The 25,263-nt window shown below is 37.1% G+C and carries 16 protein-coding genes and 1 pseudogene; 5 read left to right on the forward strand and 12 right to left on the reverse strand.

The genetic code is table 11. The features are described 5' to 3' along the window. Positions 1 to 4 precede the first annotated feature (4 nt). The 3 genes from AVJ19_RS14340 to AVJ19_RS14350 all read left to right on the forward strand — a co-directional run bounded on the left by AVJ19_RS14340 (position 5) and on the right by AVJ19_RS14350 (position 4,582). Complete coding sequence (locus AVJ19_RS14340; protein ID WP_111860350.1) at positions 5 to 2,269, forward strand: bifunctional prephenate dehydrogenase/3-phosphoshikimate 1-carboxyvinyltransferase; 2,265 nt, start codon at positions 5 to 7, stop codon at positions 2,267 to 2,269. A 242-nt stretch (positions 2,270 to 2,511) separates the two neighbouring features. Next, positions 2,512 to 2,889, forward strand: a complete 378-nt coding sequence (locus tag AVJ19_RS14345) for a hypothetical protein (RefSeq protein WP_111860351.1) — start codon at positions 2,512 to 2,514, stop codon at positions 2,887 to 2,889. A gap of 187 nt (positions 2,890 to 3,076) precedes the next feature. Beyond that, positions 3,077 to 4,582: a hypothetical protein gene (locus AVJ19_RS14350; RefSeq protein ID WP_162626618.1), complete on the forward strand. Its 1,506-nt coding sequence runs from the start codon at positions 3,077 to 3,079 to the stop codon at positions 4,580 to 4,582. Between the two features lie 37 nt (positions 4,583 to 4,619). On the opposite strand, the gene rtcA is transcribed toward AVJ19_RS14350, so the two are convergent. From rtcA to AVJ19_RS14375, 5 genes are all read right to left on the reverse strand, one after another. Continuing rightward, the gene (rtcA, locus tag AVJ19_RS14355) at positions 4,620 to 5,654 is read right to left on the reverse strand and encodes an RNA 3'-terminal phosphate cyclase (RefSeq protein ID WP_111860353.1); all 1,035 of its coding nucleotides are present in this window, start codon (positions 5,652 to 5,654) and stop codon (positions 4,620 to 4,622) included. Between the two features lie 273 nt (positions 5,655 to 5,927). After that, complete coding sequence (locus tag AVJ19_RS14360) at positions 5,928 to 6,434, reverse strand: DIP1984 family protein (RefSeq protein WP_111860354.1); 507 nt, start codon at positions 6,432 to 6,434, stop codon at positions 5,928 to 5,930. 825 nt (positions 6,435 to 7,259) lie between these two features. Continuing rightward, positions 7,260 to 7,721 carry a DIP1984 family protein gene (locus tag AVJ19_RS14365; protein ID WP_068972816.1) on the reverse strand — a complete coding sequence of 154 codons (462 nt, stop codon included), beginning with the start codon at positions 7,719 to 7,721 and terminating at the stop codon, positions 7,260 to 7,262. A gap of 9 nt (positions 7,722 to 7,730) precedes the next feature. After that, positions 7,731 to 8,276, reverse strand: coding sequence for a hypothetical protein (locus tag AVJ19_RS14370; protein ID WP_111860362.1), 546 nt, complete (start codon positions 8,274 to 8,276; stop codon positions 7,731 to 7,733). Between the two features lie 6 nt (positions 8,277 to 8,282). Continuing rightward, positions 8,283 to 9,545, reverse strand: coding sequence for an RtcB family protein (locus AVJ19_RS14375; RefSeq protein ID WP_111860363.1), 1,263 nt, complete (start codon positions 9,543 to 9,545; stop codon positions 8,283 to 8,285). 511 nt (positions 9,546 to 10,056) lie between these two features. Here AVJ19_RS14375 and AVJ19_RS22070 point away from each other — a divergent pair. Continuing rightward, on the forward strand, positions 10,057 to 10,242 hold the full coding sequence (locus tag AVJ19_RS22070; protein ID WP_162626619.1) for a hypothetical protein: 186 nt from the start codon (positions 10,057 to 10,059) through the stop codon (positions 10,240 to 10,242). A 17-nt stretch (positions 10,243 to 10,259) separates the two neighbouring features. On the opposite strand, the gene AVJ19_RS14385 is transcribed toward AVJ19_RS22070, so the two are convergent. From AVJ19_RS14385 to AVJ19_RS14415, 7 genes and pseudogenes are all read right to left on the reverse strand, one after another. Beyond that, entirely contained in the window at positions 10,260 to 10,535 is a 276-nt protein-coding gene (locus AVJ19_RS14385) for a hypothetical protein (protein ID WP_111860356.1), read from the reverse strand. Positions 10,536 to 10,598: 63 nt separating this feature from the next. Then, a complete protein-coding gene (locus AVJ19_RS14390) occupies positions 10,599 to 10,895 on the reverse strand; it encodes a hypothetical protein (protein WP_228203369.1) in 297 nt (98 codons plus the stop codon). Between the two features lie 1,298 nt (positions 10,896 to 12,193). After that, a pseudogene (locus AVJ19_RS22800) lies at positions 12,194 to 13,821 on the reverse strand (vWA domain-containing protein). 236 nt (positions 13,822 to 14,057) lie between these two features. After that, positions 14,058 to 14,654, reverse strand: a complete 597-nt coding sequence (locus AVJ19_RS14400; protein WP_111860357.1) for an HAD-IB family hydrolase — start codon at positions 14,652 to 14,654, stop codon at positions 14,058 to 14,060. Between the two features lie 88 nt (positions 14,655 to 14,742). Next, complete coding sequence (locus AVJ19_RS14405) at positions 14,743 to 15,258, reverse strand: DUF6155 family protein (RefSeq protein ID WP_111860358.1); 516 nt, start codon at positions 15,256 to 15,258, stop codon at positions 14,743 to 14,745. A gap of 258 nt (positions 15,259 to 15,516) precedes the next feature. Further along, complete coding sequence (locus AVJ19_RS14410) at positions 15,517 to 17,340, reverse strand: ATP-binding protein (RefSeq protein WP_111860359.1); 1,824 nt, start codon at positions 17,338 to 17,340, stop codon at positions 15,517 to 15,519. A 38-nt stretch (positions 17,341 to 17,378) separates the two neighbouring features. Beyond that, positions 17,379 to 18,068, reverse strand: coding sequence for a response regulator (locus AVJ19_RS14415; RefSeq protein ID WP_111860360.1), 690 nt, complete (start codon positions 18,066 to 18,068; stop codon positions 17,379 to 17,381). Positions 18,069 to 18,314: 246 nt separating this feature from the next. Between AVJ19_RS14415 and AVJ19_RS14420 the strand changes: the two genes are divergently transcribed. Next, a partial coding sequence (locus tag AVJ19_RS14420; RefSeq protein WP_162626620.1) for an ESPR-type extended signal peptide-containing protein occupies positions 18,315 to 25,263 on the forward strand: 6,949 nt, incomplete at its 3' end.

Consider the following 25,263-nt stretch of genomic DNA (forward strand, 5'->3'; position numbering starts at 1 on the left):
CATCATGTCACAACCTGTTTTAAAAGATCAAAAAATGTTTAAAAAAGTGGCATTTATCGGCTTGGGCTTAATCGGCTCAAGTTTGGCACGTGTCATGATTGCTGAACATTTAGTTGAAAATATTGTCGCATCTACACGTTCTAAAAAAACCTTGGAAGATGCTAAAGCTTTGGGCATTATTTCTGAGGGTTTTAGTGATCCTGCTGAAGCGGTGAAAGATGCAGATTTAGTTGTATTGGCATTGCCTGTACGTGCGACGCAAAAGGCTTTGGAAAGTATCAAACCGTATTTGTCTGAAAATGTCATCATTACCGATGTGGGCAGTACCAAAGGTAATGTTGTCGATGCAGCCAAAGCAGTATTTGGTGAAAACCTACCTGTAGGTTTTGTTCCAGGACATCCGATTGCAGGCGCTGAACATACAGGCGTACATGCAGGTAAAGTGGATTTATTTGCCAATCATAAAGTGATTTTAACGCCATTACCAAGCAGTGCAGATTGGGCAGTCGAAAAACTGATTCAACTGTGGCAAACCGCTAAAGCGGAAGTGATCTGTATGGATGTTGATAAGCATGATGAAGTGCTTGCGCATACCAGTCATTTACCGCATCTGATGGCGTTTAACTTGGTTGAACAACTTGCCAATCGTGAAGATAATCTTGATATTTTCCGTTATGCAGCAGGTGGTTTTCGTGATTTCTCTCGGATTGCTGCCAGTGATCCGCAGATGTGGCACGATATTTTCTTTGCCAATAAAAAAGCTATTCTGAATGCAGTTGATGGTTTTGAAGCTCAGCTCGCAACATTACGCCAACTCATTGAAAATGAAGATTCACAAGCATTGATGGGATTGCTTGGACATGCGCAAGCCGCACGTCAGCATTTCAATCATATGCTCGCCAATAAACCTTTGATGGAGAAAAATAAGGTGACACAACAATTTACCATTTTGCCGGGTGAGAAGACATTTAAAGGTAAATTTACCGTGCCGGGTGACAAATCAGTGTCACATCGTTCCATCATGTTTGGGGCGATTGCCGAAGGAACAACGCATGTGACAGGTTTCCTTGAAGGTGAAGATGCTTTAGCAACTTTGCAAGCGTTCCGTGATATGGGCGTAAGTATTGAAGGCCCGAAAAATGGCGAAGTGACCATTCATGGTGTGGGAATCAATGGTTTGAAAGCACCGAAAACAGCGCTGTATATGGGCAACTCAGGTACATCTATGCGTCTGCTTTCAGGCATGTTGTCTGCACAACAATTTGATTCTGTGATGACAGGTGATGCGTCATTGTCTAAACGTCCGATGGAACGTATTGCCAAGCCTTTACGTGAAATGGGCGCGCAGATTCAAAGTACAGGTGAACGTGGTACACCACCAATTTCGATCACAGGTGCGCAAGCGCTGAAAGGCATTCATTATGATTTGCCAATGGCATCGGCTCAGGTGAAATCAGGCATTTTACTTGCAGGTTTGTGGGCAGAAGGTGAAACCTCTGTGACTGAGCCTGAGCCAACACGTGATCATACTGAGCGTATGCTTCGTGCATTTGGTTATGATGTCAAAACTGAAGGTAACCGTATTTCACTGCAAGGTGGTGGAAAATTAGTCGGTACTGAGATTCAGGTACCCTCTGATATTTCATCAGCAGCGTTCTTTATGGTGGGTGCAGCAATTACTGAGGGTTCAGATGTAACACTTGAAGCGGTAGGAATTAACCCAACGCGTACAGGTGTGATTGAAATCCTGAAACAAATGGGTGCGGATTTAACCGTTGAAAATGAACGTGTTGCAGGCGGTGAACCGATTGCAGATATTCGTATTCGTGGTAGCCGTACATTGAAAGGTATTCACATGCCTGAAGACCAAGTGCCTTTAGCGATTGATGAATTTCCTGCATTGTTTATTGCTGCGGCATGTGCCGAAGGTCAAACCATTTTGACAGGTGCTGCTGAACTGCGTGTTAAAGAATCTGATCGTATACAAGTAATGGCTGATGGCTTAAAAACCATGGGTGTTGACTGCACACCAACTGATGATGGCATTATCATTGAAGGTAAGGGTAAATCAGGTGAATGGGGTGCAATCTTCACAGGTGGTGAAATTGAGTCACATCATGACCATCGTATTGCGATGAGCTTCTCAATGGCAGGTCTGCGTAATTCAGAAGAAATTAAAATTGTTGGTACTGAAACTGTAGCAACAAGTTTCCCGACATTTACTCAACTTGCAACTCAAGCAGGCTTGAATATTCAAGTGACTGAATAATAGGGTTTTTGAAAAAATCATTATTAATCGTTGGTAATAGTGAAAGTACCTTCTCTTGCGCCATATATGGTTCAGGGAGAAGGTTAGGATGAGAGGGGTGCTTAAGCTTTCTCTTTAGCTATAGCCAATCTTTGGTCTAATTTTTGTATATTTTTTCGACAACAGCCAAGCTTTTGCTTGGCTGTTTTGTTTTTATTGCTTATTCTAAAACCATACAACTATAAAGTCTTTTGGATGAAGCAATGAGAACATTACAATTTACTGCGAACTGTGAAAATCATATTAAAAATGATGCTCAGGGCAATGCATGTCATGTCACTCAAGCCTATGTGACCGACTTATTATCGACACAACTTGTTGAGTATGGTTTTAAAACTGAATCAACAAGTTCAGAAGAAAACTTAGCAGTAAGTGTAGAAAATCATCCGATTGGTTTAGGTGTGAATTGTCGTTTAAATGATGATGGTTTGTTGACTTGTCAAATTTCAGCGCATGCGGATGAAGAGCAGGTATGGTTTAAAAAGATTGCGACACAAAGTATGATCAAACAATTAGCAAATGCTGTAGAAAATACTTTGAAAAAAGATGCTACATTTACAGGCTTTGAGTGGAAAGGTTAATTTAATGTAAATTTCAAAATGCAATTTAGTGATGTACGAATAGAGGTTTATAAATAAGTTTCCTGTTATTAATATGGGAAAATTTTGTATTTTAAGCAGTTGTTATTGATTATTTTAAATAAAATGTGATTTGTTTCACTTATTTTTATTGTAGAATAAACATAAATATATAAATTATAAGATTAAAATGGTTTCTAAAATTTCGTTGAACTTAGCAATTTTGATGTTTTTTTGTGCTTTATTGATTTGGGGACCTTTAGCTTTAATTTTCATGATTGTGGCAATACCTTTTGCGATTATTACGATTATTTTTATGTTGATTTTTCCTCCTGCGATTTCAGTTGTATTGATCATTTTTTTTCCTATTTTAACTTTTATATTTTTTTTCAAAACAGTAAAGTTTTATTTATATAGAGGAAAGCTGAAGCTAACAGCAGAAGAAAGTGACGAAAAAACAAAAGATTATGCAATATATACTTGTGGTCTAGCAAATGTGATTTGTTTAGGGTTAGTTGCTTTGCAGAGATTAGAGATCGGTGCGATTGTTTATACATTTGCAACATATTTACTTATTTTTGCAGTTTTTACACGTCATTTAAAAACAGACCAGATCAAATATGCAGTGGCTGGCTTAGTTGTTTTAATCGGTAGCTTTATTGGTTGTGTTGTCGCTTTATATGTACATGCTCAGGGGGAATATCAATATCAAGACCGTAATCGTAAATCTATTGATTTGCAGTATATATTTTTTCAAAAAAGAGATAGTGATCTTAAAATTCCAATTTTAATGAGAGTGACTCAAAAGGCTAAAAACACACAGACAACTATAGACCCGAATGTTGTTGATTTAAGCTTTTCTATGCATGACTTAATAGAAGTGCAATTTGCAAATGGCTCAACCAATCAACATCCAAAATGTGAGATGAAAAATGGAAAAAATGATGATTTATTTTTGCCAAATACATATTTGAAAGAGGGTTATTTATGGCAAAAATATTATACATATCCTGAATTTAAGATTGCACGACCTTCAAATTTGAAAAGTGATTACATTTACCGTGCTAAAAATTTAGATTCACGTCATACATATATAGAAATTATACGTCAACATGACGGAAAAATGATGTATCAACAAAAATTAGTGACGTATAAGAAAGATAAAGCAGAATGTATTTATGGTCCTAAAGACTATGCTCGTGAACTCCGATCTGCATTTACGGCGATAGATGAGAAGAAAGCACAAGATTTTTGGGGATTTAAAAAAAGCATTATGGCAACGAATGAGCAGATTCAGCAACCTTGTAATGAGCAGATGATTGAACCTGAAATTTATAAAATTGGACAAAATTTATTATTCTTACAAGATAATCAACAAATGAAGCGTCCTCAGTTTTTATGCTCGCAAAATTATGTGGTATCGCTGATAGAGGAAGATGCTTATATACAATGGAGTGGAGATATTGATGTACAGTTTTTTAATCGAAACGATTTAGCACCCATTGATTGTGGACGATTGTCTTATCATTTGAAAGATGAGCATATTAAAAAATTTCAAACAGGCGAGATAAAAATAGAACATTTTAATATTGTGGAGAGAGATGATCCTCAAGATTGCCCAATGGTTGAATTAAAGTTAAGTGATGGGAAAGTTTATCAAGATCATAATTTTACATATAAGCGGTATGAATTCTAAGATAGTTATATTTAAGTTAAGAAAAATAAAGTGAGCGTTAAACACTCACTTTAATCTGCCAATTGTTTTCTTTTAACTCAGTAAATGTAATCTCACAATCTATAAATTTCTGAATCATGTCCGCTTGGGTTTTGGTATGTTCACTGATGATTTGAGCAGTAAACTCACCACCTTTACCTAAAGCCATCGGTAAAAGTAATTGATCCGCAAGATATTCATCGGCAATTGCATCAGTTGTTAAATAAGCTTTTACTTCTTTGGCTAAATCATGCGCAACTTTCTCTGCGCTTTTTCTCATTTCGCCAAGTGCAGAAAAGACTTGTTGATGGTGTGCATAATTCAATACCACAAAAGCAGTATTTCCCTGACTAATTCCTTTGAAATTTATACGTTTACGTGTATTTAAATTCAATTTGTTATGGAGTACTTCAAGCTCACGATCTGCAATATTATCAGGAATGTTGAGTGCAGCTGCATAACCCTGAAGATCAATCACTTGACCTTTTTCCAAGGCAGTATATTTGGTTTGCTTTGTCCACGGGTGGATGACTGCATTGATCTGACCTGCGCCAATCGGGAAAAAGCCCGCACGCTCACATTCAAAATCAACATGGATTCCCATCTTTTCAATGGTTGGCAAAAAGCAATGTGCAATAAAATCAGCAGTTGGTGCCATTGGGTTATGTGTACCGCCGTGAATGCTGATTTGACTGGCTTGATCTTGCATCATGAGCGCAGGTAGTAAGGTTTGTAAAACCAAAATGGTGCTACCCGCAGAACCAATCTGAAAATCATAATGTCCTGCCTGAACTTGTTGTGGTTGAAAAAACAGTTTTTGTGAATGCAATTCTGCACCCTCAACAGTAGCATTACTGATTCGTTGAGATGCTTGCACGCAGACCAAATGCTGACGCATTAAACCTGGTTTTTTACGTCCTGCGCGGATATTCACCAGTTCAAAGGGAATGCTCGTTAGCATGGAGAGTGCAAGGGCTGTCCGAAGAATTTGTCCGCCACCTTCACCTTGCGAGCCATCAATTTGGATGGTTTTGGTTTTTAAATATGTGTTCATGGTATTCCTAAGTGTTTATTTAATAAATAAATAATTCAGATATGTGTAAGTTTCAACAAAATTAAAGCATGGTATAGAATGCAAATTTTGTTGTCATAAGAAATATAATTTTAATCAATTTACAATTATAAAAAGAGGCGGTAAAGAAAATGAAAAATTAAAATAATGTTGAGTGTGTGAAAAAGAAAGGAGATGAACTGTATTGAGTTTAAGTCGGTTTCATTATCCTCATAAAAGTAGTTTGAGGATAATGAAAGGGAGTGTGTTATAGCATTAGCCAACTTTTTCTGCATAAGGTGGAACAAGACTTACTAGGCTTTTTTGAGGTTCTATGATTTCAATTTTCCAATTGGCTTCTTGAATTCTCATATTCAATTCACGAATTTTTAAGCCCAATTCATCTGCTTGTTTTTGTAAGCGAGAGACAGAAATAATTTTTTTCCATTTGGTTTCACTAGCATTGCAATGGTTAAATTGTTCACTGTGTTGTATCGCTTGCAGTAGTATTTGATGTTTTTCACAATAATCATCTCGTTGGTTAATAATATTTACAAATGAGCGACCATCAGAAAGTTTGGTTTTTGCATAGGTAAGATGAATATTGCTAATGCATGTTTGAAGCTCTTGTGAAAGTGAAAAAGCTTGTTTAATCAGTTCATTGGGATCTTCACTAGGTTCATCTCCGTCTTTTACTAAAACATTTTTATTAATGCGTTGTTTCAATGAATTCAGTTTTTGTTGATAATCATTTTTTAGCATTAATGCTTCTGCAATTTTCATATAAATTCCCCAAAATTCAAATAATAAGCTTTATGCATTTAGTGAAAAAACACATTATTTTTAAATTAATTTATTAATTGTTATTAAAAATACTAAACAGAAGTATTTATCACAATACTTAGTTTTAGGTATTATTTAATTGGATAAAAATTATATTTCAGTTATGTTAAAGAGTAAATTGAATTTGGTCGGAACTGTTTAATAAATTGCTGTTTATTAGCACTTTATTAAACTTTTGGTAAAAGGTTTCATATTTTTCCAATTGCGAGCAAATTCAAAAATAGAAAGCATTTTTCTATTTCATTTGATTTTTTGCTTGAATAATTAAACAAAAAATAGGTCTTATAGGGTGAACATACTGTCAGTACATGGTAATGACAAGTGAGTTGTAACAATGCCTTGTGAGCAAAGTGTTAAATTGTGCAAAGTGATGAGCGACTATGTAAAAGGGTTAAGCTAGCTCATTTGCTTGGCAGACTCTACGCAACTTCTTTTCAATCCTGCGCTGAGGGGTAAAGTTATTATCGGATCTTGCACTCGCCCAGTATGTTCGGGTTTATTCTAAAACAAAAAATTGCTTTAGAAAAAGTGAAATATATTGTCAGTACTCGGTAATGTAATGTGAATAATAACTTTGATTCACAAAGGTTTAATGGATGAATAGTGATGGATTGATTGGTGCGATTGCGCCATAAATCCACTTAGCTCATTACCCAAAAATGTTGCCTTCTTTTATTTCAATCTATTTGGCATTAGATCTAGTACTCGCCCAATATATTTCGGATTTGACATAGCGAACTACATCAAAACTGTGTATGGATTGATTTAAAGCTCCAACAAATCTACTTGCCAGTTGGTCGCTTGAATCAATACATTTAAATCACGTAATTTGGCACTGATATCATCGGCTTGTTTTTGCAAGGATGATACAGGAATCACTTTGTGCCATTTGATCTCACGGGTACTATAACGATCAGGCTCACGATGTGTGTTGCTGATCGCAGACGTTAAAATTTTATGGCGTTCCACAAGTTCATCACGTTGTGTTAATAACGCAAGTAATGAACGTCCATCGGCTAATTTTGCCAAAGCATTGGTTTGATGAATCGCTAAGACTAACTTTTGTGATTCTTGTGTTAAAGCAAATACTTGCTTTAACAGCTCGTTTGGATCTTCGGATGGTTCATCACCATCTTGTACCAATACGTTTGCATTGATACGTTGTTTCAGTGAAGCGAGTTTCTTTTGTTGATCGCTTCGTAATAAAAGTGCTTCTGCGAGTTTCATTTTTTATCCTTATTTGGTTTGTTTAAATTTGGCTAGCTCTGCGCACCATTCTTTTGATATTTCATATAAATTGAATGCTAAATTTCGGCAACATTCAGGTGTAAAGAAAATATTATCCTCACCTAAATCTTTATTTATATATTCAAAAATATTTCCATGAGCAAGGTTGTGCCTTACTCTTACTATCTCAACATTAGTTTTGGGCTTAGTTGAGACTAAATTTTCTTGAAATTGAGCTTCATTAGGAAATTTTAAAAATGTTATTGGCATTCCGATAGATTGGGCTTTTATTAATAAACTGTTGCTGAGAGTAGGTGTATCATTTAAATGATTTATGCCTTTCTGTATTGATTGGGCGTAAATTACTCTAATGGAGGATTCAATCCCATTAATAAATGAAGTACAAGCAGGCAGATAGAGTCCTAACTTTAAGGCTTCAAGAGCTTGGGTAAAAAACCAATGTATTTCTGCTCCTAATCCTAGAGTGAGAAAAAATATTCTCTCACTATGTTCTGCTTTCCAATGCTCAATAATAGGTTCTATCTGTTCATTCATAATCACTTACCCCTTCACACACACAACCTGATTCAATGTATACACCACTTCCACCAAATCACTTTGCGCTTTCATCACATCTTCAATCGGTTTATAAGCAGACGGAATCTCATCAATCACGGCTTCATCCTTACGACATTCCACACCTTGCGTCTGTGCAATTTGATCCGCTACGGTAAACTGTTTTTTTGCCGCAGTACGACTTAACACACGACCTGCACCATGCGAACAAGAACAAAACGATTCCTGATTTCCTTTACCTTTGACAATAAAAGACTTCGCACCCATTGAACCGGGAATAATTCCGTACTCGCCCAAACGCGAACGTACCGCACCTTTACGGGTAATCAAGACTTCTTCACCGAAATGTTCTTCCTTATTCACATAATTATGATGACAATTCACCGCTTCCAATTTGGCATTGAACGGTTTTTTCACAATCGTTCCAAGCGCCTGAATCGCAGCTTCCATCATCAACTCACGGTTTTTTAAGGCAAAACGCTGCGCCCAACCCACGGCGAACCAATAATCATCAAAATGCTCAGTGCCTTCTACTAAGTACGCCAAATCTTTATCAGGTAGATTAATGAAATGCTTTTGCATATCTTTACGTGCAAGATCAATAAAATGCGTACCGATGGCATTTCCAACCCCACGAGAACCCGAATGCAGCATAATCCAAACCTGTTGATGCTCATCTAAGCAGATTTCAACAAAATGATTTCCTGTTCCCAAAGTTCCAAGTTGAGTACGGTTATTGGTATTTTTTAAACGTGGATGCTTGGCACAAATCAACTCAAAATCAGCAACCAATTCCGCCCAAGCTGCATCAACACGTTCAGAGGGTTTATTCCAAGACCCTTTATCACGTCCGCTACCACGCGTTTTGGTCATTCCATGTGGAATTAAACGCTCAAGTTCGGTACGAAGTGCATGTAAATTATCAGGTAAGTCTGAAGCGGTCAGGGAAGTGCGTGTTGCCATCATTCCACAACCAATATCCACACCTACCGCAGCAGGAATAATTGCGCCTTTGGTTGGAATCACGCTTCCGATGGTTGCACCTAAACCAAAATGCACATCGGGCATTACCGCCATCCATTTATAAATAAACGGCATTTGTGCTGTTCTTAATAATTGATCTTGTGATTTTTCATCAACAGGGACACCTTTCGTCCACATTTTAATCGGAACGCCTTTGTTATCTTGAATGACGTTATAAGCACGTTCATTGGCGGCTTGTTTTTCGATTTGTTCAATTACTGACATTGTCATAGCTTTATCCTTTCTCTAAACCTGCCTGCCAAGCGGTTGCAGGCAGGTGAATACTTTCCACATCTTTATGATGTGCCTTATATGTTGCAGAGAGCGTGCCAAGTTTGGGTTTAATTTTAAATAATTTTTTAAATATTTGAAATTTATTAATATTTTAAATTTTAAAATATATCAATAAATGTTGGTATAGATTTTTAAATTAAAATACATATATACAAAGATAGTAATTTATATATTTTTATATTTTAAATAAAATATTAAACATCCAATGCATGTGCTCAGAAAGAAAAGAAAACTAAAGCCAATGGAGGAAAGGAGTGAAACAGATGAGAGTTGGAAATATATAAAGATAAGGATGGAAAATAAAAAGTTATAAATTCCACTTAGTAAATGCTTCCCTTTTATTGGGGCGAGTTTTGTAGTGAGGTAGCCAAGCCCAATTGTAGACAAAATTATGATCGCAAGTAGGTAATAATATATATTTGCACAAGACTTGGGGTTTGGTGTGAATCCACAACCTAAAGCGATGGACAGTCCGATCATGATGGAAATAAAAAATATAATCGCAAATAGGATCAAAGGAAATAGAATAAAACCGAACCAAGTACCCATTGTTATAGATTTTAATGACGATATAGCATCAGTATATCGTCAAATTGGTTTTGGGAGAATGGCTTCTCCCAATGGTTGAATTGAAAGGAATGAATGCTATTTAATCCTAGGAATAGTTTTATCGTCAGTATATTGGTAATGTTCTTCAAGATGAATCTCTAAGCGTTCCGCCAATGGATCATCATCTAAAACCTGACGATGCCCAATCAACAGATTCATATCAGTTTTTTTACGTTTTTTGCTCGGTGGCTTGTCATGATAAGCATGGCATTTTTTATACCAATGATGCGTGGTTAAATAATAGCTTTTGATGCGAAGCTGCTCTAAAGCAAGGTCGAGATCGTCATCTTTGACTTGAACTTGAATACTCATAAACTGTGTTTTACAGACTGACACCTGTCTCTTGTGGTGAAATAAAAAAGGAATAAATCGGTTTTATCGAGCTACAGCAAAGCCGTTGCTTGTACGTTGATGTTGTTGTGCTAAATCAATTTTTAGCCATAAACTTGGCGGTCTAAGAAAATAGAGAGGGCAATGTGCAAACCTATTTTGTCGTTGGCTAAGGATGAGTTTCATTTTACTTTTTTTGCGCTTTAAAATGGCAGGTCGCTCAAAGTAGGCTTGGCGTTTTTTATACCATCGTGTGGATTGTAAAATGTATTGTTTATTGCGAAGTTGCTCTAAGGCAAGATCAAGATTATTGTCTTTTATATCGACTTTTACGGACATCATTTGCGTTTTAAAGACTGACACCTGTCTATGTTTTTAAGTTGAGCTGTTAAATTAGCAAATTGTTTATTTTTTAACAAGTCTTTATTTTTTGGATTATTTTTATAGTGATATTCGCATTGTTGATTTTAAGGTAATGTCCAAACTTAAGAATGAATGAATATTTATTGTGAGTTGGCATAGCCTCATATTTTCTTGAAAATTTTAGATTAATTTGCGTAGGCGATGCTTAACTTTTGATGGATGAGGAATGTATTCCGCAAGGTTACAAAAACCCTTTGTTGGGTATGAGATGCTAAGCTTCGTAAAGTATCCCTATCACCATTACCCAACATGGCAACATTCATGTCGCCTGACGTGATAGCATATTGGTATGAAAATTCTTATAAAGTGTAAAATTTTCAGTTAATTTTAAAAATTAATATGACTTGTGTTTGGAATGACTATTTTAAAATAAACAACAAGATATAAACAAAGTTGCGAAGACAGTCGCGGCTCTACCAACTGAGCTACTGTTCAATCTTTTGCAAGAATCAAACAGGGTGGGATCGAACCACGACAAGCGTGTAATGTAGTCCTCAGGGCATTTTATATCCTGTTATTTTTACCACAGATCAATCATCCATCAACAAAAAAATAATAAGACATTCATCTTAGCGCTTTAGCATTAAGCCACAGTATTTGCATACCGCAACGGAGTCTAACCGTTGATCTCTAAGTCCCTATGTAGTCCTATCGGCATTTGATGGATCAAAGACCTCAGCATATTTTCATATACTGTCTTACCTATAAATCAACAAAATATCAAAGACGTTCGCGCCTTACCACTTGGCTACCACGATCGAAATCATGGGGTGGATTCGAACCACCGATTGCGTCAATTTAAGATGTAGTCCTTGAAGCATTTGATTTACTTTTACCACATTTGCATCAACAAAATGTTGAAGACGTGTCGTTGCTCTATCCAACTGAGCTACATTTTAATCGGTTTTAAGGATTAAAATGGGTGGACTTGAACCACCGACCTACGTATTAAAGATGTAGTCCTCAACGCATTTGATGCAATTTTTACCACGTTCATTGTCAACAAAGTTTTGATAAAACGGGTCATTTTTGAAGAATGTAGTTCTATCGGCATTTGACAATGTGTTACAGCTCGCACAACAAATTGGTTTAGAAACGCCTCATTGGAAAAATGTAGTTCCTAGTGCATTTGTGCGTTTGATCTGACACTGTGGATTAAAATATTCCATTTTTAGGTGAAATATCGACTATCTCAGTGTCAAATTCGGTTTACAGATTTAGCTTGCGTGAAGCTGAGTCTGTGAAATTTCTATCTTCTCAATTTCGCTTACCCAATGATCTGCATGCATTTCATTGTTGGCAAAACTTTCAATCAGTTTAAACACGGTATCGGAAAAACCACCGATATTCATCACATCGTCCCGTTCAGGCATTTGTGAGGTCACATAAGGTTGTAAATCAACACAAACCAATTTTGCTTTTGGATTTTGCAATTTCAACTTATTCCAAAAATGCATCATCCCTGTTTGATGCTGTGATCGATGGATTTGATCTGCCCAAGACTCGTTGTCTGAGAAATAAATCACCAAATCGACTTCTGCATTTTCCTTCACCAAAAGCTCCAAAGGTTTAGAACAATCTGTTCCACCACCACACATATTGGCAAACTTTTTGGCTAAGGCAAAAATATCAATTTCCTCATGCTGACCATTCGATGCTTTTTTACGTAAATATTCCTGCACTTTTGTTAAGTTGGATAATTGACGTACTTGGGTATCAAATGGCATTAAGCGTATGTTTGGATTGACATATTTAAATGCACTTGCAAACAAAGCCGCAGCATCGACACAGCGTAACTGTGAAGTAGCACCTTTACGATAACCTGTTATAGAACTCGACATTGAGCCTGAAACATCAATCGCAATCACCACATTTCCCGACAATTTCGGTACATGGGCAATGGCACGTTGCATGGCAAATTTCAATGCATTGGCAATCTCAGGCGGCATTCCATCGGCAAGGGCAGACCACGCCATCATCAACTGATAAGGCAAAACACGGCTTTTCGCAATCGCAGTTTCATCCATCAATTTATCGGCAATGATTTTAGTCATCCCTTTGATTTTAAATACATCATGACGCAAAATGTATTTAAATTCATACGTACCATCTGCCAAGAACCATTTTTGGCAATTTCCGCCCATTGTGCAGCGTTTAAATTTAGGTTGGTTAAAAGCTGCATCGGCACTTTCGGGACTTCTGTACTAAAACCTAAACGAAATTGTTCCAATGCTTGAATTTGGCTTGGCAATTGCTCAATTTCATAGTCTTTTCCTAACACATAGGCAAAAAACGCATCATGTTGCTCCGTCTTAGGTTTTGGATGGGTCATTTTCAATACATCGGCAAGCGATGGGCTATTTCCGATATTCGCAGCCATAAGCTGTTGATCATTTGCTGTTAAAATCCAATCATTCACCATGCGTTTTGGTAATGAACCCAAAGACTTACGTCCAATGATGCCTGCACGCATAATCTGTACAAAGTTACGCAATTGTTTTCCGTTATCAATAATGATCGGGGAAAGTTGTTTAAATAGATTGGCATCAAGCTCAGAAAGTAACGCCAATAACACCACAGGTGTATCTTTCATGTGTGCGTGTTGGCGTGCATAAATCGCTGTTTTCGCCACAAATTCAGGCTCAACATCTAATGCCAAAGTCAAAATATTTTCCAATTGCACTTGTGCATCTTGGTAAAAAGTCTGATTCAGCGTTCCTGTTGCAGCCAACTGTGCCAATGCCGCACGAGATTTTAGTGTGTAGGCACGACCGCCTGCTTCATTGAATCCTAATGGTTGTTTTGCCTTTGCAGTGCGAGAGGCAAAAATTGTCTTGTTCGCCATGACAGCATCCTCAAGTTTATTTTTAATTTCTTGATGAATATATTGCAGAGAGCGTGCCAACTTTGAGTTTTTTGTTGAAAATAATTTTTAAGATTCTGATTTTTAATGTTTAAATTATTTTAATTTTATTTTGATGTGGGTTTTAAATTGTGGTGGGTTGATTTTAAAGTATCTATATAGATATAAGTTTATATATTTTTATATCATATTTTAATGGCGCTGAAATAGAAAATACATTATTCAAGTTGTTTCCAACGATAAAATTTTATTGTTCCTAGAGATAACATGTCATTGTCTTCAATAGTATCGCCATATACATATATTTCTTTATAGCTTGATAAATCATAATTTTTGAGAATTCTTTCTTTTTTGACCATTCCACTACAATCTTTATTTTGATATTTACCAGTTAATACTCCATTTATACTTTCTACTTCACTGCATAATAATTCTAATTTATGCTTTTCACACCATGGCTTAAGGTAAAGGTCAATGGAAGCAGATACAATAACAATTCTATCTCCTTGTGCTTTATGCCATTCTATTCTTTCCATTGCATTACCTCTTATTACTTTGGGAATAAAATTAATGCAATATTGTGAGCCAATATGTATAAGCTCTTGTTCTAATCTCCCTTTAAAACCAAATTTAAATATTTTTGATCGAATAACTGAACCTGAAACTATATCTAATTTATAACCAATAATATAAGGTGCTAATAAAATTTTACCTTTATTCAATGTCTTAGGGATTACGGTTAGATGAATGAAAGGAGTAAATGTATCTGTGGTGGTAATTGTTCCATCAAAATCAAAAAAGGCAATATTTTGCATTATTTTTCCTGTTTTATTTGAAAATAATCATTTATAGAATAGGCTTTACTAATATTTAAGAATTAAAAATACAATAAATTATAATGTTTTATTGATAAAACTGCTCATAATTGTCTGTCAAAATGTCTTGAAATCCATAACCTGTACGTGAAGCTTGCAGACAAATCTTTTTAGCACGTTCTTGAACCTCATTCAGATAGACCAAATCAGATGACCACTCTAGCGCTTGTAAATACATGTTTTCCATACTTTCATAAAAAGGCTCATGTATATCCCCATATTCACAAGCATATTGAACACCTTGTTCAACATAGAAAAATGCAAGATCAATCAAATGAGGATGAATGCCAATGACTTTTTTATAGTCATTAATAATTTTACGTATAATGGATAATTTAGGATTGCCTATACCACGAGTAGGAAAAAATTCCTTTTCTATTTGTTTCTTATATTTATTTAAAATGGTGATGCTATCTGTGCTACTAAATTGTGAATCATAAAACTCTTTGATGTTTTTGAAATTTTTATACAAAATCAAGATTTCTTCTTGCAATTCTTCTTTGGATTGATCTGCTAGGAATTTTTTAAGATCTGTAAGTGCCATAATACATTTAGAAAATTATTGAGATTTTATATTTTAACATTAGAGAGAGAAAATCAGTTATATTTTTTAAAATTATGATTCCAATTAGGATTTTATCTAAAATACACCACAATTAAATAAGAATATCTTTTTGGGATTTGAAAATAATTGAATAAAATTAAACGGTTTTGAATTTCTCTAAAGCATCTAATTCAAACACTTTTTATTTTCCATCTTTAAGCATTTGCCTTTTATAAGTGTATTTGGATGGGTTGTGGTTTAGAGCTGCACTGAGGCACGTATAATCGTTTCCCCTTGTCGTGAATGCATCTCAAAATCACCACCTAAACGTTTCACCCGAACTTGCATACTTTGTAAGCCAACATGAAAACCTTGCTGTACAGAAGCAGGATCAAGACCAATGCCATTGTCTTGGATCTCTAAGACCAAAACATCTTGTTGAGTTTCATATAAATTGACTTTAACTTCGGTGGCTTGACTATGTTTAACGATGTTATTAAGTGCTTCTTCAGCAACACGTGCTAGGGTAAGGGATTGAATCATACTTGGAATACTTGTCCATTCAGATGGCATTTTCCAAGTAGAATGAATGTCCATTTCTTCAAAAATTTGCACAAACCGATGTCGAACAGGCGCAGCCCATAAGATTGGTGTTTCAGGTACTTTTGCGCCCAAACTTGTTCCTGAGTCGATCACTTGGCGTAAGTCATTACGCAGTAATTTGAGCATCGACATGATTTGAGCTTTGTCGACATTTTCATTTAGATCTAACAAAATCATTGAACGTGAAATCGAACCACCTAAACCATCATGTAATTCATGAGCAAGATTTAAGCGCTCTTGTAAGCGCATATTATTTACTTCAAGTTGATATTTTTTATTTAAAGATTGTTCCAAATCTAGTGTGACTTGATCTACTGTTGTGCTGAGTTTTTGATTAAATAACTCAACTTGGTTAATATTTTGTGCGATGCGCCAAGCCAAAATACAGGAAACTGCCAAGCTGGTAAATGGTGCTGCAAAAGGCGTCCAAAATAATGAGTTAATATTGACTTGGTAAGCAATGACATCATGAATGGCAATAATAATAAAAATTAAGAAAATTACTGCTAAAAATAAAACTTCAGCACTTTTATTTTTATAAGCAACCCATTGAAAAAATATGCAATTGGTAAAAAATACAAAACCACTATAAATAAAGCATAGGGTTAAAGTGGTTTTTAAATAATCTAAGGGGATGGAAAGTAATAAAATTGAAAAAATGATATTGATAAAAAATAGAGAATATTCTGTTTTTTTATAACATTTTTTTGCAAAGCGCCATGAAAATAAACATAAACAATTTACATAGCTGAGTAAAAATATAATATTTAACCGAGAAGTTAGGATGGTGTCTGTAAATGGTAAAGGCTTAGTAATTAAAATGTTGCTGATAAAACCTATCCAAAATAATGAAGTAAGTGCAAACCAACCAAAGGCATATTCTTTACGGCGAAATAACCAAATAAATAAACCCATTAAACCTAAAACAAGGGTAATAATTAAATTAATAAAATAGGTCGTTCTTCTTTCTAAAATATAGCGTTGATATAACTGCGTAATATGATCGACAGAACTAAATTCGATTTGGCTTAAACCTGAAGATTGGGTTTGCACACCGACAACTTTGACTAAAATTTCATTTTCACCCGCATGAATGCTTGATGCGGGTAATGTCCACATACGAGGCATATTCCAACTACGAGATAATGGCTCAACTAGAGAAGCATCATGCCAAAGTAACTCTTGGTTACTATAGACTGCACCTGCCATATTGATGCGATCAAGTAGAAAAGCAACTGGCTGTGCTTGTTCAGAGGAGACTGTACAGTGGCGTTGCCAAATGATTTTATACCAAGCTGTACCCGTGTAATTTTGCCATGAAATATCCCAGTTATGTGGCAAAGTAATTTTTTGCCAGCCAGTTTTAGGAGGTGGTGCTGTATTACTGGCTACTTTTACCGCTTCGGTGCTGATGATTTTGAAATCACACTCGTTGGCTAATACGGTTGCTGACGGTGTTTGTGCACTGCTCCATTGCACTACACAGCACAAAACAAAGCATAGAAAAACGCGCAAAATCAATCTAAAATCCCCAACGCACGTGCAGCATCGACTGCCATAATACGTGTAGATACGGATAATTTACGATAAATATGTTTGACATGTGATTCAATGGTATAGCGGGAAAGATTTAATAGCTCAGCAATTTCTTTATTACTTAAACCTTGAGATACTAAAACTAAAATTTCTTGTTCACGTTTAGATAAAACCTCCATTTTTTCAGACTTTTTGATTTGATCACTTTCTTGTGTTGCAATCTGATCTAAATGTAATTTTTTTAAAATTTTTTGGGCAATAAATGGATCTATTGGCGCACCACCACGTAATACACTGCGTATAGAGAGCATGACTTCTAAATTATCCCGTTCTTTTAGTAGATAGCCTGTTGCTCCTGCACTGATCGCTGTGAGAATTGCATCCTCCGTACTCCACGCTGAAACCACCAAAACTAAAATACTTGGATCATATTTTTTTAAAGTTTTAATAAAATCCAAACCATTCCCATCAGGCAGACCCAAGTCTACCAAGGCAAATGAAACAGAGTGTTTTTCCAAGAGCGCATGGGCTTGGCTTAAAGTTGCTGCAAAAAACAAATTTTCAGGTGTATAGCCAATATCAAGGAGGATTTCTTTTAGGCGAATTTGTATGAGTGGCTCGTCTTCAACAATAATGACAGGAACGGGTAAACTTAACTCATTATTAACCATCACAATTCTCTAATAATTTGTTTTATATACTGTGCCTCTATTTTAATACCTTGCATATCCCTGAAATTGGGTATTTTTGTTTATTTTTACGTCATAAGGCACAAAAATGACATTGATTAGTCTGTAAATATAATTTCTTTATTTTTTTTACATAATTTTGATCAGAATACCTGAACTCAGGGATATAAAAAATAACAAAATCATATTGAAATAATAACAATAAATTCATAAATGGAAGTGCGTGTCATGAATCACATTTTTAAAAAAATCTGGAATAAGTCTTTGGGGTGTATGGTAGTTGTATCTGAAAATGCCAAAAGTGCAGGTAAGACGGACAATACAGTGGGCACCACATTGAATGTAACTTCAGAACAGCTTAATCAAGAAAACTTAAAAAATACATCCGTAATCACACCAAAATTTATATTGAATATTTTGAGTTTTGGTTTACTGGTAAGTATGGGGACAACGGTTTGGGCACAAGCAATTATCGAGTGTCGTGTTGCAGCGACAGGTGCAACTCCCTCAGTAGGTGCAATAGGAGCTTCAAATAGTGTTTTACCTGAAGATCATAAAGGTGCATTAATTTGTTATTCTGGAAATGCTTTAACAGGATTAACCCAGCAGCAAGTTCTAGATGCTATTAATACGCCCATGAGTGTGGTTGTCAACACCGATGAGATTAATATAGGTACGACAAAGCTTGAAACAACAAGTCAAGGATTAGACGTCAATAATGCAAAAATAACAGGACTGCAAAACGGTACTGATGCCAGTGATGCTGTTAATTTAGGGCAGGTGCGGACGCTATTGAGCACGGCGGGTGTCAGTGTCTCAGACAACTATGCTATAGATGGTAGTTCAGTTTTGGGTTCTGCAATGGGTTCTGCACATCAAACAGAAAATAATGGCACTACACTCATTAAAGTTGCAGGGATTACCGTGACTGCAACTGGCTTAAATATTGATGATATCACCTCTTTTACAGCTAAAGATATGATGGGGCAAGATCATGTCATTACAGACCCCAATGAAATTACAGCCTTTAAAAATGCGGTTAAAAAAGGCGGTAACTTAGCCGTTGGTACAAATAGTAGTGCAGTTGGTATTGGGAATATAGCTTCAGATTTTTTAAGTAATGCAATTGGTCTTCAAAATACTGCCTCAGGCGTCTTCAGTAATGCCATTGGTTCTATAAATACTGCTTCTGGGTTGGGCTCAAATACTATAGGTTATGCAAATATTGGGACAAGTGTGGGCAGTACAGCGATTGGTCTAGGTAATCAGTCTACAGGTATCTTTTCCAATGCGGTGGGTGGAAGTGTTGTTAATATTCCTAAAATGAATGTTCAACTTGATGCAAATAACAATAAAAAAATCAGCATTGATGGGATAGATGTTATTACTGTAAATGCCATTATAGGCACTAACCCTCATCAAATTGCACAGGATTTAACCGCAGCAGATATTGACAGTATTAATGGTCAAAGCCTGAGTTTAGATGAAAAGCAACTCTTTGTTGATCTACTGAATAATACAAATCCACCACAATTCAATACAGCTTCAGGTATGCTTGCCAATGCTTTAGGTCTTGGAAATGCAGCTTTAGGAACACAAAGTAGTGCGATGGGTGTGCAAAATACTGCATCAGGCTATATGAGCAGCGCAGTCGGTGTTAATAACCAAGCGACTGAAAAAAATAGTAGTGTATTTGGTAGCAATAGTATTGCGAGTCATGAAGGTGCAACCGCACTCGGTAATGATTCAGAAACGGATCGAATCAATAGTATCTCTGTTGGTAAAGTGGGTGCAGAAAAGCAAATTACCAACGTTGCAGCAGGGAATAAAGGCAGTACAGATGCAGTCAACGTACAGCAATTAGAAGCCGCAATTGCAGCGATTCCGGCAGGTGGCACAGTAGCATCTGATAACTATGCACAAGGCAGTACAAATGCAGCGATTGGAGCAGGTAATGGTTTTCAGCACGAACTTACACGAGATGCCAATAGTAAAATCCTCGCGGTGAATGGCATTGCAGTGCAAACAACTGGCACAGGCACAAGTATTGCTGATATCACAGGTTTTGAAGTGCTTATCGATTATGGTTGGGGTGCGCCTATGCCAAGCATGGAAACGGATGCTGCTAAAGTCACTGCATTTAAAAACGCAGTACAAAAAGGTGGCAATATTTCTGTGGGTGAAAACAGTAGTGCGATCGGTATTCGAAACATTGCAACGACGACAGCCAGTGCTGCAAATGCGATGGGTTATCAAAATATAGCTAAAGGCACAGAAAGCAATGCTATCGGTAATCGTAATATTGCGTCAGGAACATATAGCAATGCGATGGGTTCAGGAAGTGTAGCAATTGGTCAATCTTCAACTGCCTTGGGCAATGCAGTGTCTCCAATGGGAGGGGGATTTTTCTATGCGCAAAATGATGCAAATGGTTATGTAAATCGTATTAATGGTATTTCGGTGCAAAGTACTGCGACAAGTGATTATGATTTAGAGAATAATCCAAGTAAGATGACGCAGTTTAATGGAGAGAATGTTACAGCAGAACAAGCGGCTGATATTATTCAAGCTTTAAAACGAGGTGCTAACCTGACAACAGCATCTAACAGTACTGCGATCGGTACCAATAATATTGCAGCGAAATATAACAGTAATGCTATTGGTTATGGTAATACAGCAACAGGCAAAGCCAGTAGTGCAATGGGTTTGGCTAATAAAGCACAAGGTTGGCAGAGCAGTGCGGTAGGTGCAAATAATACAGCTCAGGCGGACTATAGTAATGCAATGGGTTATGAAAATACTGCACAATCCATATTAAGTAATGCGGTGGGGGCAGGTAATACCGCATTAGGTCAAAACAGTAATGCTGTAGGTGTGAATAACCAAGCACAAGGTGTTTTATCAAATGCGATAGGTTCTGGTGGTTACTTGAGCAGTGGTTCTTTCCAACGTGACCCTACTGCACCAACAGACTTAAAGCGTTTTCTGTTGGGTGGTTCAGTGGTGACCACATCTGCTGACGTCACTGCTTTTACAGATTTAACTGCCAATATGATTTTAACCGTAGATGGTAAAACGTTGTCTACAGAAGAACAGCAATATTTTTATGGTTTATTCGGTGTCATGAATAGCAAAAATACTGCTTCAGGCATTGCAAGTAATGCATTTGGTATGGGGAATGCTGCTTCAGGAACACAAAGTAGTGCGGTGGGTGTACAAAATACAGCCTCAGGCTATATGAGTAATGCAGTTGGTTTTAATAACCAAGCCACTGCAAAAAACAGTAGTGCATTTGGTAGCAACAGTAAGGCAACACATGCAGGTGCAACGGCTCTCGGCAATGAATCAGAAACAGACCGTATTAACAGTATTTCTGTAGGTAAAGTAGGTGCAGAAAAACAGATTACCAATGTGGCAGCAGGGAATAAAAACAGTACAGATGCAGTTAACGTACAGCAATTAGAAGCCGCAATTGCAGCGATTCCAGTAGGCGGTGGTAGTGCAGACAGTGTGCTTTATGACACAAATTCAAACAAAGCAAAAATTACCCTTGCAGGTGGTACAACAGGCACAAAAATTACCAATCTACAGGATGCAACTTTAGATTCAACATCAACAGATGCTGTGACAGGTAAACAGTTAAATGCAACCAATGATCTTGTTGCAACTAAAACCAGTCAAACTGCTTTTGATGCCTTAGATGACCAAGTGAATGACACTGTTACAGGTCTTGCCACTAAAGCAAGTCAAGCGGATTTAACCGCAGGTTTAGCCACAAAAACAGATAAAACTGCTTTTGATACTTTAAATAATCAAGTGAATGACACCACGACAGGTCTTGCCACTAAAGCCAGTCAAGTAGATTTAACGGCAGGTTTAGCGAGTAAAATTGGTTACGATGCAGTAAATACGGATGTTATTACTTTACGTGGTGTAAATGGCACAACGATTAGCAACCTAAAAGCAGGTGTAGCTGACACAGATGCAGTGAATGTTAAACAACTCAAAGACAGTAAAACCAAATACTTTGGCGTGAATTCTGGTGATGCTAGTATAGGCTCTAATATCAATGGTGAAATGGCAACAGGGCACGATTCACTTGCAGTCGGGGTAAAGAGTAAAGCCTCAAATACTGCTAGCAGTGCCTTGGGTGCTGGAAATACAGCCTCAGGTATTTCTAGTAATGCTATAGGGAGTAATAACCAAGCGACAGGTCTACTGTCGAATGCGATTGGTTCAGGTCGCCAGTTGAATGCGAATAATTCCCAACTTGATCCAACCAACACGAAAAAAATCACCATTGATGGTGTGGTTATTACCACTGTAAACGACCTAACCCAATCGGGAAGTGTTGCTGATACTGCTAAAGCTTTAACTTGGGCAGATATAGCAGCAATTGATGGAAAAACCGCAACGTATCAAGAAAAAACAATTTTTATTGATCTATTAAATAATTCACAAAAAGCCAATACAGCGTCAGGAATGGCAGCCAGTGCAGTGGGTGTAAGTAACACTGCATCGGGTATTTTCAGTAATGCAGTGGGAAGTCGAAATACAGCCTCAGGGTATTATAGCAGTGCCTTGGGATTTAATAATACAGCCTTAGGTCAATATAGCAGTGCCTTGGGATATTCAAATATAGCCTCAGGTATGAGCAGCAGTGCGTTGGGATATTCAAATATAGCCTCAGGGGAGTATAGTAGTGCGGTGGGCTATGTTAATCGGGCTTACACGTTTGGTGATGTTGCAATAGGACAAAGTAATATAGTTAAATCTTCGTCTAACCCTTTTGCTTCGGCTACAGGGCTTGGTATTCAAAACTATGCCTATAGTAGCAATGCAAGTGCAATAGGTACACATAATAGTAGTTTAGGAAAGAATTCTGTTGCAGTAGGAAGTGGAACATCAAGTACCAATAGTATAGGTGGAGATCAGGGTTTATATTTAGGTCAATATACTCCTAGATTAACTATGAGTGGTACAAATATAGCCACCATTGATGGCGTGAAAGTGACCACAACTGCGACTGATTGGACTGATTTAACAAACAATCCAAGTAAGCTAACAGCAGTAAATGGTGTTACTTTAGATCTAGAAAAAGCGACCGCTTTTGTACGTAGCGTTGCTTTTGGTGGTAACGTCGCATTAAACACAAACAGTAACGTGTTTGGTATCCAAAGTATGTCGGTTGCACCCAATGCCACAGCTATTGGTTATAACTCACTTGCGGATGAAGCCGATACCATTTCAGTGGGGCGTAGTGGTGCAGAAAAACGCATTACCAATGTAGCAAATGCCACCAAAGGCACCGATGCAGTCAATCTAAATACCCTAAATTTAGCATTGCAAAGCAGTACAGGCACAGGTATTAGTAAAAATTATGCGCACGATGTCAGTGATACGGCTTTAGGTGGTTTTAGTGGTACAGCACATCGTGTGAGAAAGGATAGTGCAGGTAAAATCACTGCTGTGAGTGGTATTGCTGTAACGACTACAGGTGCAGGTACATCCATTGATGATATTACAGGATTTACTGTTGGTAGCACGATGATTAATGATCCAACACGAGTGGCTAACTTTAAAGAAGCTGCTAAAAATGGTGGCAATATCGCAGTAGGCTTATCAAGCAGTGCAGTCGGTGTACAAAACACAGCATCAGGAAAAACCAGTAGTGCAGTGGGTTATGCCAACATCGCAACTCAAACACAAAGTAGTGCAATGGGTGCATTGAACTATGTCAGTGGTGAAGGTTCATCTGCGATCGGGAGTGCTTCTACTGTTGTAGATAAAGATGGAAATTTGCGAAAAGTAGCTAACACTCCAGCAGCAGCAGCTTTAATTCCAAATGCTATTGGTTTATTGTTTGAAAATAATAATGGCAAATTGCTACAAATTGACGGAATTGCTGTTGAAACCACAGCGACTACATTTGCAGATGTCTATAACAATCCTGATCTATTAACTGCTATTGATGGTAACACCAATTTAAGCTCGGCTGAAAAAGAAGCATTTATTAAAGGCTTAACACAAGGTTCCAATGTTGTTATTGGTCATGCAAGCAGTGCAATGGGCAGTCAAAATACCATTCTTGGTAAACAAGGCAGTGCGGTTGGTTTTGGTAATACTGTATTAGATGAAAGTAACTCGGCATTAGGCTTAAGAAACTTTGCACAAGGTAAGACCAGTAATGCAATTGGCTCAAATAACCAAACTTCTGATGTTAGTTGGGATGCCAATGCAATCGGGGCAAGTAATAATGTCAGTGGTTGGTTGAGTAATGCAATTGGTTCAAAAAATACAGCCTCAGCACAATCGAGCAGTGCAATAGGGGTACGTAATATTGCGAGAGAAGACTCAAGTGTCGCTCTAGGTTTCAAAAACCAAGCTTTAGGTGTGGAAAGTAGTGCATTGGGTACAAATAACACCGCAATTGGGCAAGGTGCATCAGCAATTGGGGCAAATACACATCAAGTCAATGAGATACTGTGGGATTGGGGCGCAAGAATACCAACGACGACATCAGCATCAGGAACAGTGGATAGTATTGATGGTATAGCGGTAACAAGTATGGCAACGAATTGGGATGATTTAAAAGCGAATCCATCTAAATTAACCGCTATCAATGGCATTGCATTAGATGCTCAAGACCAAGCCAGTATTATTAATAGTTTAAAAACAGGCGGTAATATTGCTTTAGGTAAAGCCAGTAATGCGGTGGGTAGCCAAAATATTGCAGCAGCAGACAATAGTAGCGTGTTTGGTGTAGGCAGTATTGCGACAGCTAAAAACTCGACAGCAATCGGTTATAACGCCGTTGCAAATGAGGAAAATACAATTTCTGTAGGGAAAGTTGGTGCTGAACAACGTATTACCAATGTCGCTGATGCTGTAAATGCGACAGATGCGGCAAATAAAAATTATGTTGATACCGCATTAAGTACATTTACAGGCAACCCAGATACTGTTCTTTATGATGCAGGTTCTAACAAAGCAATACTTACGCTTGCAGGTGGAACAGCAGGGACAAAAATTACTAATCTGCAAGATGCGACTCTAGATGCAACTTCAACAGATGCAGTCACAGGTAAGCAGTTAAATGCAACCAATGATCTAGTTGCAGCGAAAGCGAGTCAAACAGATTTAACGACAGGCTTAGCAACTAAAACTGATAAAACTG

This window comes from Acinetobacter sp. CFCC 10889 (assembly GCF_003268395.1).
Lineage (GTDB): Bacteria > Pseudomonadota > Gammaproteobacteria > Pseudomonadales > Moraxellaceae > Acinetobacter.